Annotated in this window: 4 protein-coding genes (1 of these 4 only partly in view); all 4 read left to right on the top strand. The window is 69.2% G+C overall.

Annotated features, from left to right (window positions below):
• Tightly spaced (each overlapping or abutting the next), the 4 genes in view from TSB10P1A_RS04430 to TSB10P1A_RS23925 form a layout consistent with a single transcriptional unit that may run on beyond the window.
• A complete protein-coding gene (locus TSB10P1A_RS04430) occupies window positions 1–1638 on the top strand; it encodes a cyclic peptide export ABC transporter (RefSeq protein ID WP_186386685.1) in 1638 nt (545 codons plus the stop codon).
• Window positions 1635–3290, top strand: coding sequence for a cyclic peptide export ABC transporter (locus TSB10P1A_RS04435; protein ID WP_186386686.1), 1656 nt, complete (start codon window positions 1635–1637; stop codon window positions 3288–3290). The genes TSB10P1A_RS04430 and TSB10P1A_RS04435 overlap by 4 nt, the downstream gene beginning before the upstream one ends.
• Entirely contained in the window at window positions 3287–5647 is a 2361-nt protein-coding gene (fabD, locus tag TSB10P1A_RS04440) for an ACP S-malonyltransferase (protein ID WP_186386687.1), read from the top strand. The genes TSB10P1A_RS04435 and fabD overlap by 4 nt, the downstream gene beginning before the upstream one ends.
• On the top strand, window positions 5644–17064 hold the 5' portion of the coding sequence (locus tag TSB10P1A_RS23925; RefSeq protein WP_186386688.1) for an SDR family NAD(P)-dependent oxidoreductase. Its footprint extends 9267 nt past the window's final position; 11421 of the gene's 20688 nt are visible here — the first part of the coding sequence; the start codon lies at window positions 5644–5646; the stop codon falls past the right edge of the window. Before fabD ends, TSB10P1A_RS23925 begins: the two co-directional genes overlap by 4 nt.

A 17064-nucleotide genomic window follows, 5' to 3' on the forward strand; every position in this document is an offset into this window, starting at 1 on the left:
ATGAACATCTTGCGGCTGCTCAGAACCGGCCCGCCGGTGAACCGCCGGTCGATCCTGCTGATCACCAGCCTGGCCGGGCTCGGCAATGCCGGCCTGGTCGGGCTGATCAACGAGGCGGCGGAAAAGGCCGTGCTCGCCGAGCCGATCGGCACCCAACTGCTGCTGATCTATCTGGCGACGCTTGCCTTCGTGCTGCTGTCGAGCCGGGCCTCGCTGCATGAGGCCAACCGTTTCGTGCAATCGCGGCTGGAAGCGACCCGCCGGCGCATCGTCAGCAAGATCCGTCGCGTCGACTTGCGGACGCTGGAACGGCTGGGCCACGGCGACGTCTTCGTCACCGTATCGCAGGAGACCGACCATCTGTCGCAGACCCTGCCGCTGCTGATCGGCGCGGGGCAGAATGCCTTCCTGCTCGCCTTCCTGCTGCTCTATGTGGCGCTGCTGTCGCCGATTTCCTTTCTGGTGGTGACGGTCTTCCTCGCCGGCGGCCTCTATCTCTTCTGGCGGCGGCAGAGCGCGCTGACCGGAGCGCTGGCCGAGGTGCATCACCGGGAAGCCGAGATGCTCGACAGCCTGTCGCATTTCACGCTGGGCTTTCAGGAAATCCGGCTCAACGCCGACAAGAACGACGCCCTGCAGGCGCATTTCGCGGACGTCACCGCGCGGCTGCGGCAGGTGGTTGTCGGGCTCGGCGACCGCTGGGTCAGCCTGCTGCAATTCGCCAATGCCTTCATTTTCCTGCTGGTCGGCGTCGTCGTGCTGGTGCTGCCGGTGTTCTTCCAGGGCTACACGGACACGATCTACAAGATCACCGCCGCGACCGTCTTCGCCCTCGGGCCGATCGCGGCGATCACCTCCGTTGCGCGCCTGATCGCCCGTGCCGAGGCGGGCCTTGCCCATGTCTACGCCCTCGAACGGCGCCTCGATGCGGGCCTGACGCCGGAGCCGCGCGGAGCGGTGCGGGCGCCCTCGCGCTATCGCTCGTTCCGGACCATCGAGATGCGCGGCGTCACCTTCAGCTACCGGGATGCGGAAGGGGCCGCCCTGTTCGCCGCCGGACCCTGGGACCTGACGCTGAAGCGCGGCGAGATCCTGTTCCTCACCGGCGGCAATGGCAGCGGCAAGTCGACGGCGCTCAAGCTCCTGTGCGGGCTCTATGCGCCGGAGGGCGGCGAGATCGCCTGCGACGGCGCGCCGGTGACGGCGGAGACCCGGCGCGACTACCGGGAGCTCTTCTCTGCCATCTTCACCGATTTCCATCTCTTCGACCGGCTCTACGGGCTGGAGACCATCAAGCCGCGCGAGGTGGAGCGGCTGATCGCCCGCATGGAACTCGGCGACAAGGTGCGCTTCGAGGACGGGCGCTTTTCCACCACGGATCTGTCGACCGGCCAGCGCAAGCGGCTGGCGATGATCGTGGCGTTGCTGGAAGACCGCGAGGTCTATCTGTTCGACGAATGGGCGGCCGACCAGGACGGGCATTTCCGGGAGGTGTTCTACACCGAACTGCTGCCCGATCTGAAAGCGCGCGGCAAGACCGTGGTGGCAGTGACCCATGACGACCGCTTCTGGTCCTGCTGCGACCGGCGGCTGGAACTCGATCTCGGCCGCCTTGCCGAACCGGCAGGGGAGGCATGAGCATGGAACTCGTCGCCTTTGTCCGCGGCGCCGGCCGCCGCAAGCTTCAGATGATGTTCGCCCTCAGCCTGCTGGCCGGCATCGCCAACGCGGTGCTGGTCGTGGTGATCACCACGGTGGCGGAGCGGGTCGCCCGGGCGGAGCACCCCGGCCTGATCGCCTGGGCGGCCTTCGGCGTCGCGTTCCTGGTCTACTACCTCGCCAACCAGTTGGCGCTGGTGCGGGCGACGACGCTGATCGAGGAGCGCCTCAACGATCTGCGGCTGCAACTGGCGGAAAAGCTGCGCCAGTCGGAACTGCTCGCCGTCGATCGCATCGGCCGCGGGCGGCTCTACGGGCTTGTCGCCAAGGAGACGAACCACCTCTCGGTGACCTTCCCGCTGGTGATGGACGCGGTCCAGCAGGTGGTGCTGCTGGCGGTGGCGCTGCTCTACCTGCTCTACCTGTCGCCGGCAGCCTTCCTGTGTTTCGCGCTGGCGGTCATGGGCGGCGTCTACGGCTACAAGGCGATCAACAACCGCTTCCGCCGGATTCTCGGCCTTGTCGAGACGCTGCAGGCGCAGATGCTCGACGCCATTGCCGACATCATCCACGGCAGCAAGGAACTGCGCCTCAACGCCCGCCGCAGCGAGGCGGTGTCCAACGCCTATCGCAAGCGGTCGAACGTGCTCGAGGTGATGCTGGTGCGCACCATAGACCACTGGGTATCGCTGATCCTGCTCGGCAGCCTGGTCACCTTCGCGCTGCTCGGCGTCGTCGCCTTCGGCTTTCCCGCCTTCGTGTCGGGGCATACGGTGATCGTGTTCCAGCTCGTGCCGGTGCTGCTGTTCTGCCTCGGCACGCTGACCAAGACGGTGGCGCAATCGCCGATGTTCGTGCGCGCCGAATTCGGCCTGCAGTCGATCCTGGCGGTGGAGCGCGAACTCGCCGCCGCCAAGGGCATTTCGACCGATGAGGCGCGGCAACACGCCCACGCCTTCCGGTCTTTCAAGGCGATCGACTTCCGCGAGATCGGCTTCAGCTATCCGGCGCAGCAGGGCGTCGGCTATCATGTCGGGCCGCTGTCGCTCACCCTGTCGCGGGGCGAGGTCGTGTTCCTGGTCGGCGGCAATGGCAGCGGCAAGTCGACGGCGCTGAGGATGATGTGCGGCCTGTATCCGCTGGCGAGCGGGCGCATCGACGTGGACGGGCATGCGGTCGAGGGCGCCGAGCTTGGCGGCTATCGGGAGCTGTTTTCGGCGATCTTCGTCGATTTCCACCTGTTCGACCGGCTGTATGGGCTGGAGCGGGTCGATCCGGACCGGGTCAACGCGCTGATCGACGAGATGGGGCTTGCCGGCAAGGTCCGCTTCACCGACGGCCGCTTCTCGCAGCTTCACCTGTCGACGGGCCAGCGCAAGCGTCTGGCGCTGATTGCCGCTGTTCTGGAGGACCGGCCGATCTATGTCTTCGACGAGTGGTCGGCGGAACAGGATGTTCATTTTCGCGAATATTTTTACGAGACGTTTATCCCGAAACTCAAAGCGGCAGGAAAACTTGTCATCGCGGCAACACACGATGAGCGATATTGGGGCGTGGCCGACCGGGTCATCCGGATGGACCTTGGTCAGATCGAGTGGGTGAAGGACAAGGCCGAGTTGGAGGAGCAATGAAGGCCTTCATGTTTCCAGGGCAGGGCGCGCAGCGCGTCGGCATGGGCGAGGGCCTGTTTGCGGCCTTCCCGCAGCTCGTTGCCGAGGCGGACGCCGTCCTTGGATACTCGGTCGCACAACTCTGTCTGGAGGGGCCGATGGAGCGGCTGACCCGGACCGAGTTCACCCAGCCGGCGCTCTATGTGGTCAATGCGTTGACCTATCTTCGCCATGTCCGCGAGAGCGGCGAGCGGCCGGACTATGTCCTCGGCCATAGCGTGTCCGAATATGTCGCCCTGTTCGCCGCAGGCGCTGTGGACTTCGCCAGCGGCCTGAAGATGGTGGCGCGGCGCGGCGCGCTGATGGGCGAGGCGCGCGGCGGCGGCATGGCCGCCGTCATCGGCCTCGATGCCGACGGCATCGCGGCGGTGATCGAGCGCCACGGCCTGAGCGACGTCTTTGCCGCCAATTACAACACGCCCCGGCAAATCGTGGTGTCGGGCCGGCGGGACGCGGTGGTTGCCGCCGAGCCGCTGTTCCGCGAGGCCGGCGCCAGCCATTATGTCGTGCTGCCGGTGAGCGGCGCCTTCCACACGCCCTATATGGAGGCCGCGCGTACAGCGTTCGCCGAGCACATCGCGGGTCTGACCTTCAACACGCCCGAAATCCCGGTCATCTCCAACGTGACGGCACGACCGCACGAGGCGGGCCGGCTGCGCGAGCGGATGGTCGAGCAGATCACTGCGCCGGTGCGCTGGGCCGAGAGCATCCGCTATCTGCTGGCCAAGGGCGTCACCTTCGCCGATGTCACCGAACTCGGGCCGGCCGGCAGCGCCGTCGTCAAGCCGATGGTGAAGCGCACGGAACTGGAGGCCGGGCCGCTCGATGCAGGCCTGCTGGCGCGCGAGGAGGCGGAGGCCGCCGCAGCCGCGAGGATCGCCGAGCCGGAGCCGGAGACCGTCCGCAAGGCGCGGGACGAGAGCGAGCCGCCCCGGCTCAACGGCCATGCGTCCTTCCGCTTTCGCCCTGAAAATCTCGGCTCGCGCGCCTTCTGCGAGGCCTTCGGGCTCGACTATCCTTACATCGCCGGCGCGATGTATCAGGGCATTGCCTCGGTCGAACTGGTCAAGCGCATGGCCCGCGCCGGGTTGCTCGGCTTCTTCGGGGCGGGCGGCCTGCCGATGGCCGAGGTGGAACGCGCGATCCTGCGCCTGCGCGACGAGCTTCCCGAAGGGGCGCCCTACGGCATCAACTTCATCGCCCATGTGAACCGGCCGCATCTGGAGGACGAGCTCACCGATCTGCTGATCCGGCACGGCGTCGGCATCATCGAGGCCTCTGCCTTCATGGAAGTGACGCCGGCGCTGGTGCGCTACCGCGCCGCCGGGCTCAAGGACGAGCGCGGCGGGCGGATCGCCGTGCGCAACCGCATCATCGCCAAGGTGTCGCGGCCCGATGTGGCCGCGCAGTTTCTCGCGCCCGCGCCCGAGCGCCTGCTCGGCAAGCTGCTCGCCAGCGGCGCGATCACTGCCGACGAGGCCAACCTGCTGCGCCAGGTGCCGATGGCCGATGCCATCTGCGTCGAGGCGGATTCCGGCGGCCATACCGACCAGGGCATGCCCTTCGCGCTGATCCCGGCGGTGCTCAAGGTGCGGGACGAGGCGCAGGCGCGCTTTGCGAAATTCGGCCCGATCTTCGTCGGCTCGGGCGGCGGCATCGGTACGCCGGAGGCGGCAGCGGCGGTCTTCATGCTGGGCGCCGACTTCATCGTCACCGGCTCCGTCAACCAGTGCACGGTGGAGGCCGGGACCAGCGAGGCGGTCAAGGACCTGCTGGAAGGCATCAACGTCCATGACACCGCCTATGCGCCGTCGGGCGAGATGTTCGAGCTGGGCGCCAAGGTGCAGGTGCTGAAGAAGGGCCTGTTCTTCCCCGCACGCGCCGAAAAGCTGGTCTCGCTCTACCGCCAGCACGAGAGCCTCGACGAGATCGACCCGAAGCTGCGCCAGCAGATCGAGGAGCGCTATTTCCGCCGCAGCTTCGACGAGGTGTTCCGCGATGTGGCGAAGAGCTATCCGGCAGCGGAGATCGAGCGCGCGCAGCGCTCGCCCCGCCACCGCATGGGCCTCGTCTTCCGTCGCTATTTCAAGGACACGACCACCTGGGCGCTCACTGGCGATCTTGAGCACAAGGTCGATTTCCAGGTGCATTGCGGCCCGGCTCAGGGCGCCTTCAACCAGTGGGTCGAAGGCAGCGACCTCGCCCCCTGGCGCGCCCGCCATGCCGATGTCATCGCCGCCCGGCTGCTGGAGGGCGCGGCCGACGTGCTCGGCCGCCGGCTCTCGGTGATGATCGGCGGAGGAGGCGGTAGCCGATGAGCCGTGAGGGGGGAAAGGCACCGGTCGCGATCATCGGCGTCGGGTTGCGGCTTCCGGGCGCGGATCGCCTGGCGACGTTCGGCGCGCATCTGGCCGCCGGGCGCTCGCTGATCTCGCAGGTGCCGGCGAGCCGCTGGAATGCGGAAGAGTTGCTGGGCGACCCGGCGCGCGGCAACAGGACGAGCAGCATCTGGGGCGGTTTCGTCGAGGATGCCGACTGCTTCGACGCCTCGTTCTTCGGCATTTCGCCGCGCGAGGCCGCCTGGATGGACCCGCAGCAGCGCTTTGCGCTGGAGATGGCCTGGCATGCGATCGAGGATGCCGGCTACCGCGCCTCCGATCTCGCCGGCAGCCGCACCGGCGTCTATATGGGCGTCTGCCATTGGGACTATGCGGAACTGCTGGAAAAGCACCTGCCGCATGTCGACGCCTATCTGCCGACCGGCATCGCCTTTTCCATCATCGCCAACCGGGTCTCGCATTTCTTCGACCTGCAGGGGCCGAGCATCACCAACGACACGGCCTGCGCCGCGTCGATGACCTCGATTTACGAGGCGGTGCGGGCGCTGCAGGGCGGCGAATGCGACATGGCGCTGGCCGGCGGGGTCAACCTGATCTGGTCGCCGAACCATTTCGTCGCCTTCTCCAAGGCCGGCATGCTGTCGAAGACGGGGCGCAGCAATGCCTTCGACGATGCCGCCGACGGCTATGTCCGGGGCGAGGGTGGCGCCGTGCTGCTGCTGAAGCCGCTGGAGCAGGCGCTCGCCGACGGCGATCCGATCCACGCGGTCATTCGCGGCATCGGCGTCAATCATGGCGGGCGGACGAACTCGCTCACCGTTACCAACCCGCGGGCGCAGGCCGCGCTGATCAAGGAGGTGCACCGCGAGGCGGGCGTTGCGCCGGACAGCGTGTCCTATGTCGAGGCGCATGGGCCGGGCACGCCGCTGGGCGACCCCATCGAGATTTCCGGCCTGAAGGAGGCCTTTGCCGCCCTGCACGCCGAGGCGGGCACCACCCCGCGCGCGGCGAGTTGCGGCATCGGCTCGGTCAAGACCAATATCGGCCATCTGGAAGGCGCGGCGGGCGTTGCCGGCATCGTCAAGGTGCTGATCGCGCTGGCCCGCGAGGACCTGCCCGGCAATGTCGGTTTCACCGCGCAGAACCGGCTGATCGATCTGGCCGGTACGCCGTTCCACATCCAGACGGAGGCAAGCCCCTGGCCGCGCATCGACGGTGCGCCGCGGCGCGCCTGCGTCAGCTCCTTCGGCTTCGGCGGCAGCAACGCGCATGTGCTGATCGAGGAAGCGCCCAAGGTGGAGGCCGCGTCCGCAGCAGGCGACGGGCAGGTGCACCTCGTGCCGCTGTCAGCGGCAGATGACGAGCGCCTGCAGGCGCTTCTCGGCGAATTGCTGGAGGCCGTCGAAGCACCTGACGCGCCGGCGCTTGCCGACCTTGCCCATACGCTGCGGATCGGGCGGGATCCGCTCGAGGCCCGTGTCGCTTTTCTCGTCCGCGACCGGCAGGAACTGGCGGATGCCCTTCGCGCCCGTCTCGGCGGCATCGCCCACCCGGCCGTGGTCGACGCGGGGGCGAGCGCGGACGGCGGTGTCTTGCACGATCTCGCCGCGCGCTGGGCCGCGGGGGAGACAATCGAGTGGACGACCGCCGGCCTGCCCAAGGGCAGGCGGGTGCGCGCACCGCTCTATCCTTTCGCGCGCGAGCGGCACTGGATGGACGAGTCGCTCGGTGTGAAGGACGACCGGCCGGCGCCGCATCCGATGATCCGGCGGAATATCTCCGGCTTTGCCGGGCCGGTCTTCGAAAGCAGCTTGCGCGGGCCCGAACTCTTCTGGGCCGATCACAGGGTGCGCGGCCGCCAGATCCTGCCCGGCGTTGCGGCATTGGAACTGGCGCGCGCCGCTGCCGATCTTGCCGGCGCGGAGCTCGGCGGCACCTTTGCGCTGGAGGATGTGGTCTGGTCGCGGCCGATCGCGGCGCGCGAGACACCGGTGACGGTCGAGACGCATCTGACGCGGCAGGCGGATCGCCGCATCGGCTTCGAGATCCGCGACCCCGGTGGGCAGGGCGCGAATGTGCGCGGCACCCTCTCGCCGGTGGTGGAAGCGTCGCCGTCCGTGCCAGTGCTGTCGGCCCTTCAGGTCGAGATGCGCGAGGACGTGCCGGTCGCTCTTTGCTACGAGCGTTTGCAGGCCAGCGGCGTCGATCATGGCCCCGCCTTTCGGGCGCTGGCGCGGGTCGGCCGGGGCGGGGGCCGCGTTCTGGCGCAGTTGAAGCTGCCGCGGCGGTTGCATCCGACGCTGGCCGCCTTGCCGCTGCATCCGGTGATGCTGGACGCCGCGATCCAGGCCTGGATCGCGCTGGACGAGGCGGGGCCGTTAGGCGCCGCCGTGCCGTTTGCCTGTCGCCGGGTGGTGGTGCATGGCGCTTGCGAGCCGATGATGTGGGCGCTCGTCACTGAGCGCGCACCGGCGCGTGCGACGGCTGCCGTGCGCCATCTCGACATCCACATGCTGGACCGGGACGGCAACCTGCGTGTCGCCTTAGAGGACCTGGCCTTGCGCATCGTCGCTTCCGAAGAGGCGCCGGCGGAAGCATCCGGGGATGAGGTCGCCGACGAACTGCCGCTGGTACTGGCCGAGAGCCATTGGCGACCCGCGCCGACAGACACCGGCAACGCCGCCGGGCGGGATGTCTCCGTGCTGCTGGCTGGTTTCGCAGAGGTGAATTTCGCCAGAAACTTTGCAAGAAACCTGTCGGAGGCAAGCGGGCAGAGCGTCAGCGTGCTTGCCGCTGGTCCGGAGGGCGATCCGGCGGCTGCGGCGGCCGGGCTCTTCAACGCCCTGCATGCGCGGATCGTCGAGGCGATGCGGGAGAAGCCGCGCCGCCCCCGGCATTTCCTCGTGCTGGCGCCGGAGAGCCTGTCTCACTCGGTCACCGCCCCGCTTGCGGCGCTCCTGCGCACGGCCGCGACCGAGAACCCGAAGATCTCCGGTACGCTGGTGCGGATCGAAGGCCCGCCGGACACAGGACGGCTCGCCGGGATCCTGCGGCGGGAAGTCGGGGCTGCCGACACCTTCACCGAATTGCGCCACCGCGCCGACGGCACGCGCGAGGCGCTGCGCATCGATCCGGTCGATCTTCCTGCCGGTCGCCGCCAGATGCAGCTTGATCCGCACGGCGCCTACTGGATCACCGGCGGCGCCGGCGGCCTCGGGCTGATCCTGGCCGGCTGGCTGGCGGCGCGCGGCGCACGCAACATCGTTCTCAGCGGCCGCAGTGCGCAGGAGGGCAGCCGGTTCGAAGCGCTGCGGCAAAGCGGCGCGGCTGTCACCTACGCCGTCTGCGACATGGGCGATACGGCGGCGGTCGAGGACCTGGCGCAGCGGATTGCCCGCGAGATCGGCCCGCTCAAGGGCATCATCCATGCGGCGGGCCTGCTCGACGACGGCTATATCCTGACGCAGGCGGGACGGGATTTCGCGCCTGTCTTCGCGCCGAAGCTCGCCGGCACGCTCAATCTCGACCGGGCGACGCGGACCGCGCCGCTCGACTTCATGGTGCTGTTTTCCTCCGTCGCGGCGCGGTTCGGCAACGCCGGACAGGCGGCCTATGCCGGCGCCAACGGCTTCCTCGACGGCTTCGCTATCGAGCGCGCGGAGATGGTCGCGCGCGGAGAGCGGCGGGGGCGGACGCTTGCCGTTGCCTGGCCGCTCTGGGCCGAGGGCGGCATGAGCGTCGACAGGCCGACCCTGGAGGCGATGGAACGCCGCTTCGGCACGGTGCCGCTGCCGAGCGCGGCCGGCCTTGCCGCCCTGGAGCGGCTGCTCGTCGCCGGGCAGGCGCCTTGCGCCACCGTGCTTTATGGCGACACGGCGCGGATCGGCGCTTTTCTTGCCGAGCGCGAGGGAGCGGAAAAGCAGGACGCGGCGGCCCCTTCGGAGGCACCACAGGCGACCGGCGACGACGTGGCTCTCGCCCGCCAGGGCGCGCTGTTCGTGCGCGATATCCTCGCCGATGTCCTGGAGCTCGATCCTGCGCGCATCCGCCTCAACCGCAAGCTTGAGGAATACGGGCTCGACTCGATCTCCATCGTCGAGACGACGAACCGTCTGGAGGAGCGGCTCGGCCCGCTGTCGAAGACCCTGTTCTTCGAATATGTCGACCTGGAGGGGGTGGCCGGCCATCTCGTCGAGAACCACCGGAATGCGCTGGCCGCCGCCCTTGCCGAGGACGGACTGGGCGAGGCTGTTCCACCGCAGAAGACGGCTCCCGCCGAGACGATCCCCGCGCGCGCGGACCCTGGCCCGAGCGTCTCGCAGCCCAACCCCGAGACCGACAGCCACGCCATCGCTATCGTCGGCCTGTCGCTGCATGTCTCCGGCGCGGCGACGCAGGACGAGTTCTGGGAGATGCTGGCGGGTGGCATCCACGGGTTCCGGTCCTATCCGCAGGAGCGCTGGAACCATGCGGCGTTGCTGCATCCCGAGCGCGACGTCCTCGGCAAGACCGTGGTGCGCACGGGCTGCTTCCTCGACGATATCGACCGGTTCGATCCGCGCTATTTCCGCATTTCCCAGACCGAAGCGGAACTTATGTCGCCGGAGGTGCGCCTGTTCCTGCAGGCGAGCGTCGAGGCGTTCGAGAATGCCGGCTATTCGCGCGAGACGCTGCAGCGGCGCTACTCGGGCGACGTCGCGGTCATCGTCGGGTCGATGACCAACGAATACGATCTCTACGGCTTCCAGAACATGCTGATGCGCGGCTCGCCCGCCAGCGGCAGCTATACCGGCACCGTGCCCAATATGGTGTCCTATTATTACGGCTTCACCGGCCCGTCCTATTTCCTCGACACCATGTGCTCGGCCGCCTCGACCTGTGTGCACGAGGCGGTGCACATGCTGCGTGCGGGGCGCTGCGAGATGGCGCTGGCCGGCGGCGTCAGCCTGCTGCTGCACCCGCAAAAGCTCATCGCCACCTCGCAGGAGCACTTCACCACCAAATCGGCCGACGTGATCCGCGGCTATGGTCTCGGCGCCGAAGGCACGATCCTCGGCGAGGGGGTCGGCGCGCTCGTCCTGAAGCGGCTCTGCGATGCCGAGCGCGACGGCGACCATATCCACGGCGTCATCATCGGCACCGGCATCAGCAATGCCGGCGTGCGCAATGGCTTCACCGTGCCGAACCCGCACCAGCAGGCGGTGGCGATCGAACGGGCGCTCGACGATGCCGGCATCCCCGCCGACACCGTGAGCTATATCGAGGGGCACGGGTCGGGCACGGCGCTCGGCGATCCCATCGAGGTGAAGGCGCTGACACAGGCCTTCCGCAAGCACACCGACGCGGTCGGGGCCTGCCCGATCGGCACGGTGAAGAGCAATGTCGGCCATCTGCTCGGCGCCTCGGGCCTTGCCGGCATCGCCAAGGTGGTGGCGCAGCTGGACAAGGGCATGCTGGCGCCCTCGCTGCATGCCGAGACGCTGAACCCCGACATTCCCTTCGCGACCTCGCCGTTCCGCGTCCAGCGCACGCTTGCGCCCTGGCTGCGGCCGCGCAGGCGGGACGGGCACGAACTGCCGCGCCGCGCCGGTGTGACCTCCATCGGCGCGGGCGGCATGAACTCGCATATCCTGATCGAGGAGTATCGGCCGCGCCCCAGATCGAGCGGGCAGGGTGGGCCGGAACTGCTGGTCTTCTCGGCGATGAACCAGGACCGGCTGGTGGCGCTGGTCCAGCGGCATCTTTCCTGGATGGAACATCATCCGGAGGCGGATCTCTCCGACATCGCCTTCACGCTACAGGTCGGGCGCACCGAGCTGCCGTGCCGGCTGGCCTTGGCGGCGAGCGATCTGGCCGACGCGCGCCGACGCCTTGCGGGTTTCGCGGCTGCGCCCGGCGCCAAGGGGGCCTGGCACTATGTTCGTTCGATCCTCGACGGCGACCCGCCGGAGGACGCAGAGCAACTGGCGGCAGCCCTTGCCGCGCGTGACCTCGATCAGGTGGCCGATGCCTGGACGCATGGTGCAACCATCGATTGGTTCGTGCTCTGGCGGGGCCGCGAGCCGCGCCGCGTGCCGCTGCCGACCTATCCGTTCGAAAAGATCCGCTGCTGGTATCCCGAGCAGCCGGACGCGCCTTCGGTGGTCAACCCGCTGGGGTCGCGGCTGAAGCTGCATCCCTTCGTCGGGCGCAACGTCTCGACGCTGTCCGGCCTGCGCTACGAGACCGATATCCATCTCGGCGAGTTGCTCGACTATGTGCACACTCAGGGTCGCCGGCAGACGGTCCTGCCGATGGTCGCGGTGGAGGCGGTTGCGGCCCTTGCCCGGATCGCCGGGCTGCCCGGGCCCGTGTCGGTCGAGGACTTGCAGGTGCTCGGCCTGCCTGACTGGCCTGCGGTCAAGACGCTCGTCCTGACGTTGAAGCCAGCAGGAGACGCCTTCCTTGCGCGTGTCGTGGCGCAGGGCGGCGAGGAGGCTGAAACGCCTTGGCTGGAGGCGCGCATATCCTCCGCAGGCGGTCCCGCCGGACGGATCGACGTCGACGGGTTGAAAGCCGCCAGCACCGAGGTGCTGGAGCACGCGCGGATCTATGGCGACCTTGCCCGCAATGGCCTCGGCTTCGGCCCCTATCTGGAGGGGATCGCGCGCGCCTTTCGCCTTGCCGATGGCGGACTGCTTTGCGTGCTGCGCGAGGACGCGCCGCAGCAGGACTGGTTCCGCAAGACCCTAGCGCTTCCCTCCACCGCTCTCGGGGCAGCCTGGCAGGCGCTGGCGCTGCTGACGGCGGGCGGTGAACCGCTGGCGCTGGCGGGCGTCAGTCGCTCGCACCTTACGGGCGGCGACGTTGCCGCCGTGCTCTGCCAGCCGGGGAGTGATGGCGCGTACGACCTGTCGTTCCTGGATGCGGCGGGAGGCATCGTCGCGCGCTGCGAGGGCGTTGCGGCCGTCCCTCTGGCTGAGTTCGCCGCGGCATCCGTTTCAACTCCGCAGCCAACAAAAGCCGTCGCACAGGGCAGCGGCGAGACGGCGGACCGGGTTGCGCAGGAGCTGCGCCGGATCGCCGCCGGGATCCTGAAGTTCAACCCCGACGATGTCGGGCCGCGCGAGCCGTTCCACGATCTCGGCTTCGATTCCATCTCGCTGACGCGCTATGCCGGCGAGATCGGCGCCGCTTTCGGCATCGAGCTCTCGCCGGCGATCTTCTTCGAATGCGAGCATGTCGAGGCGCTGGCCGAGCACCTGGTGCGCCGGCACGGGATCGCACTGTCGGTCGAGACCCCTCCCGCAACGCCCGTCCGCGCCGCGCCCTTGGCCGCAGCGCCAGCGCCGATCATCTCGCAGCCGGTCGCCAGCCCTGCGGGGAAGGCGCCAGGCGGCCGCATCGCCATTGTCGGCATGGCCGGCCGCTTCCCCGGCAGCCCGGATATCGACAGCTTCTTCGACAATCTGCTGGCCGGGCGCGACCTGACGCGGGACCTGCCGATCGAGCGGTATGGCGAGGCCTATCGTACCCGCGTTGCGGCCGCATCGTTCCCCCGGCGCGGCGGGTTCCTCTCCGATATCGACCGCTTCGATGCGGCGGCGTTCCGCATCTCGCCGGCAGAGGCCGAGCGGATGGACCCGCAGCAGCGGCTGCTGCTGGAGACCGCCTGGCATGCGGTCGAACATGCCGGCATCGAGCCGTCCGACCTGCCGAAATCGACCGGCGTCTTCGTCGGCGTCACCAGCCTCGACTATGCGGCCCTGCTGGCGGCCCATGGGGTTGCGGCGGATGGCTATGTCGCGACCGGAAACTCGCTCGCCATGGTCGCCAACCGGGTGTCGCATGCCTTCGATCTCAATGGTCCGAGCGAGGCCATCGACACGGCCTGTTCCAGCTCGCTGGTCGCCCTGCTGCGCGCCGCGCAGGCGCTGAAGGATGAGCGCTGCGACGTCGCGCTCGTCGGCGGCGTCAATCTCTGTCTGGCGGCGGAGGGCTTCGAGGGGCCGCACAATGCGGGCATGCTGTCGCCGGACGGGCGCTGCAAGAGCTTCGGCGCCGGTGCGGACGGCTATGCGCGCGGCGAGGGCGTCGCGGTGCTGATGCTCAAGCGGCTGAAGGATGCCGAGCGCGACGGCGACCGCATTCTCGGCACCATCATCGGCGGGGCGCAGAACCATGGCGGCCGCGCCGGTGCCCTGACCGCACCCAATGCGAAGGCGCAGGCGGCGCTGGTCGAGGAGGCGCTGGCCGGGATCGACCCGGCCAGCATCGGCTATATCGAGGCGCACGGGACCGGCACCCATCTCGGCGACCCGGTCGAGGTCAACGGCCTCAAGCGGGCATTCGCCAACCTGACCGGGCACGAGAGCGTCGCGCAGCCGTATATCGGGCTCGGAACGGTCAAGTCGTCCATCGGCCATCTGGAAGCGGCCGCGGGGCTTGCCGGTGTCGTCAAGGTGCTGATGGCGATGCAGCGGGGCGAAGTCCCGCCGACGCTGCATTGCGACGAGATCAATCCGCATGTCGATCTTGCCGGCAGCCCGTTCCGTCTGGTGCGAACCCGCGAGGCCTGGCCCCGACGCCGCGACGATACCGGCACCCTGCTGCCGCGCCGGGTCGGCGTCAGCAGCTTCGGCTTCGGCGGCACCAATGCTCATGTGGTGCTTGAGGAGCATCTCGCTGAAGGGCCGGCGCAGCGTCCGCCGTTGCCGCCGCGCTGCTTCGCCGCGACGCGCTACTGGATTCCCGGCAGCACGCCCGTGAGCGAGACGCTGATCTTCGTGCCGGAATGGCGGGAGCAGGACGCCCCGGCAGGACGCTTTGCGGATCGGCGCATCGTCGTCGCCTGCGGCGTCGATATCGAGGCGCGTCCGGGCTGCGAACTCGTCTCGCTTCCATTGGGAAGGGGCAGTCCCGCCACGCGCTATGCCCAGGCGGCGACGCATCTGCTGAGCCTGCTGCGCGATCTCGTGAGGCAGCCGGGCGAGGGCAGGGTGCTGGTGCAACTGGCGCTCTCGCCGGCGCGCGAGGGTGCCCTGCTTGCGGGCCTCGGCGCGATGCTCGACACCGCAACGCTGGAAGATGCCCGCATCGCCGGACAGGTCATCGAGCTTCCTGAAGGGGCCGCGCCCGATCATGCCGCCCGCTTGCTGGCCTCCGAGGCCGGAGCACCGGCGGGCGAGCGCATTCGCTATTCGAGCGGCCGGCGGTTCGTGCGCGGCTGGCGGGAGGTGCCGACAGGCGGCGCGAGTTTCCAGTGGCGGCCGCGCGGCGTCGTGCTGGTCACCGGCGGCATGGGGCGGCTCGGCCGGCTGGTCGCGCGCGATATCGCGCAAACGGCGAAGGGGTCGGTGCTGGTGCTGACCGGCTCCGGGCCACTCGATGACGCCCGAGAGGCGTTCCTCGACGAACTCCGTGCACTGGGTGCGGTCGCCGGTTACCGGCAGGTGGACATGGGCGATGCCGATGCGGTCGCAGGTCTCGTGTCCCATGTGATCGAGGTGCATGGCAGGCTCGATGCGGTGGTGCACTGCGCCGGTACGCTCCGCGACGGACATCTCGCCTGGAAGCGCGATGCGGACCTTACCGAGGTTCTCGCTCCCAAGGTGACCGGCGCGCTGGCCCTGCGCGAGGCGTGCAGCGGGTTGGACCTCGAAGCCTTCGTGCTGTTTTCCTCGCTGGCCGGGGCCTTCGGCAATGCCGGGCAGGCGGATTATGCCGCCGCCAACGGTTTCCTCGATGCGCTGGCCGAGCAGTCAGGCGGCCGGATCACCGCCATCGGCTGGCCGCTGTGGCGGGATGGCGGCATGGCGGCCGGCGACGAGGTCCAGGCGGCGCTGTTCGAGCGCATGGGCCAGCGGCCGATGGAAACGGAGGCAGGTCTTTCCGCGCTGCATGCCATTCTCGGCGCCGGCCATGCGCAAGCCGCTGTCATTGCCGGCGATGGTTCGCGCGCTCGCCGCTTCTTCTCGCGGCAGGAGGCGCCCGAAACCCTGCCGAGCGAGCCCCAGGCCGTGACGGGTGGCGGCGCCGTGTCCTCGCAGCTTCTCTCCCGCACGACCGCCCGGCTCGGCGAACTGTTCGCGAAGGTCAGCGGCCATCCGGCCGGGCGCATCGATCCGCAGGCCCCGCTGGAGGACTACGGCATCGACTCCCTGATGATCACCCGGCTCAACAGCGAGTTGGGCGGGATCTTCGAGGCGCTGCCGAAAACCCTGTTCTTCCAGTATCGCACGCTCGCCGCGATTGCCGGTTGGCTCGCGGAGCGCCAGCCCGACGCCTGCCGCCGCTGGACCGGTGTCACGGATGTTGCCATCCCTGTACCCGCCATCGCGGCAGCGGCAAAGACGGCGGTTGCCCCCTCGCGCGCCGCGCCGCTATCCCATGCCGAGCCGATTGCGGTGATCGGCCTTGCCGGCCGGTATCCTGGCGCCGACACGCTGGATGCCTTCTGGGAGAACCTTCGGGACGGCCGCGATATGGTCGGCGAGATCCCGGCCGAGCGCTGGGACCTTGCGGGCTTTTTCGAGCCGGATGTCGATGAGGCGGTGGCCTCGAGCCGCAGCTATTCCCGCTGGGGTGCGTTCCTTCAGGATTTCGCCGGGTTCGACCCGCTGTTCTTCCGCATCTCGCCGAGGGACGCGGCAGCGATGGACCCGCAGGAGCGCCTGTTCCTGATGTGTGCCTGGGCGGCCTGCGAGGATGCCGGCTACACCCGCGCGCGGCTGAAGCAAGTAGCCGGCGGACGCGAAGGCGCCAATGTCGGCGTCTTCGCCGGCGTGACCAAGACCGGCTACGCGCTGCACGGCCCGTTCCGGGGCGAGGGCGGGGCGATGGTGCGCCCGGCCACGTCCTTCGCCAGCGTCGCCAACCGGGTCTCGCATGCGCTGGACCTTGCCGGGCCGAGCCTGCCGGTCGACACCATGTGCTCCTCGTCGCTGACGGCGATCCACGAGGCCTGCGAACAACTGCGCGCGGGGCATTGCGCGATGGCGCTGGCCGGCGGCGTCAATCTCTACCTGCACCCCTCGAACTATGTCGAACTCTGCGCCGCGCATATGCTGAGCCCGAGCGGGCGCTGCCACAGCTTCGGGGCAGAAGCGGACGGCTTCGTGCCCGGCGAGGGCGTCGGCTGCGTGCTGCTGAAGCCGCTGTCGCGCGCGCTGGCCGATGGTGACCGCATCCACGCGGTGATCCGCGGCAGCGCGATCAATCACGGCGGTCGCGCGACCGGCTACACCGTGCCGAGCCCGGCAGCGCAGCGCGACGTGGTGCGCGCCGCACTCGAGCAGGCCGGCCTGTCCGCGCGCGATATCAGCTATATCGAGGCGCACGGCACCGGCACGGTGCTCGGCGATCCCATCGAGGTCGACGGCCTGACCCAGGCCTTCGCCCCGGATACGGCCGAGACG

The sequence above is a fragment of the Stappia sp. TSB10P1A genome (assembly GCF_900185725.1).
Taxonomy (GTDB): domain Bacteria; phylum Pseudomonadota; class Alphaproteobacteria; order Rhizobiales; family Stappiaceae; genus Stappia.

What these genes read in the sequence shown, in the direction of transcription:
- fabD (WP_186386687.1), top strand. Translation starts at nt 3,287, where the DNA reads ATGAAGGCCTTCATGTTTCCAGGGCAGGGCGCGCAGCGCGTCGGCATG.
- TSB10P1A_RS04435 (WP_186386686.1), top strand. Translation starts at nt 1,635, where the DNA reads ATGAGCATGGAACTCGTCGCCTTTGTCCGCGGCGCCGGCCGCCGCAAG.
- TSB10P1A_RS04430 (WP_186386685.1), top strand. Translation starts at nt 1, where the DNA reads ATGAACATCTTGCGGCTGCTCAGAACCGGCCCGCCGGTGAACCGCCGG.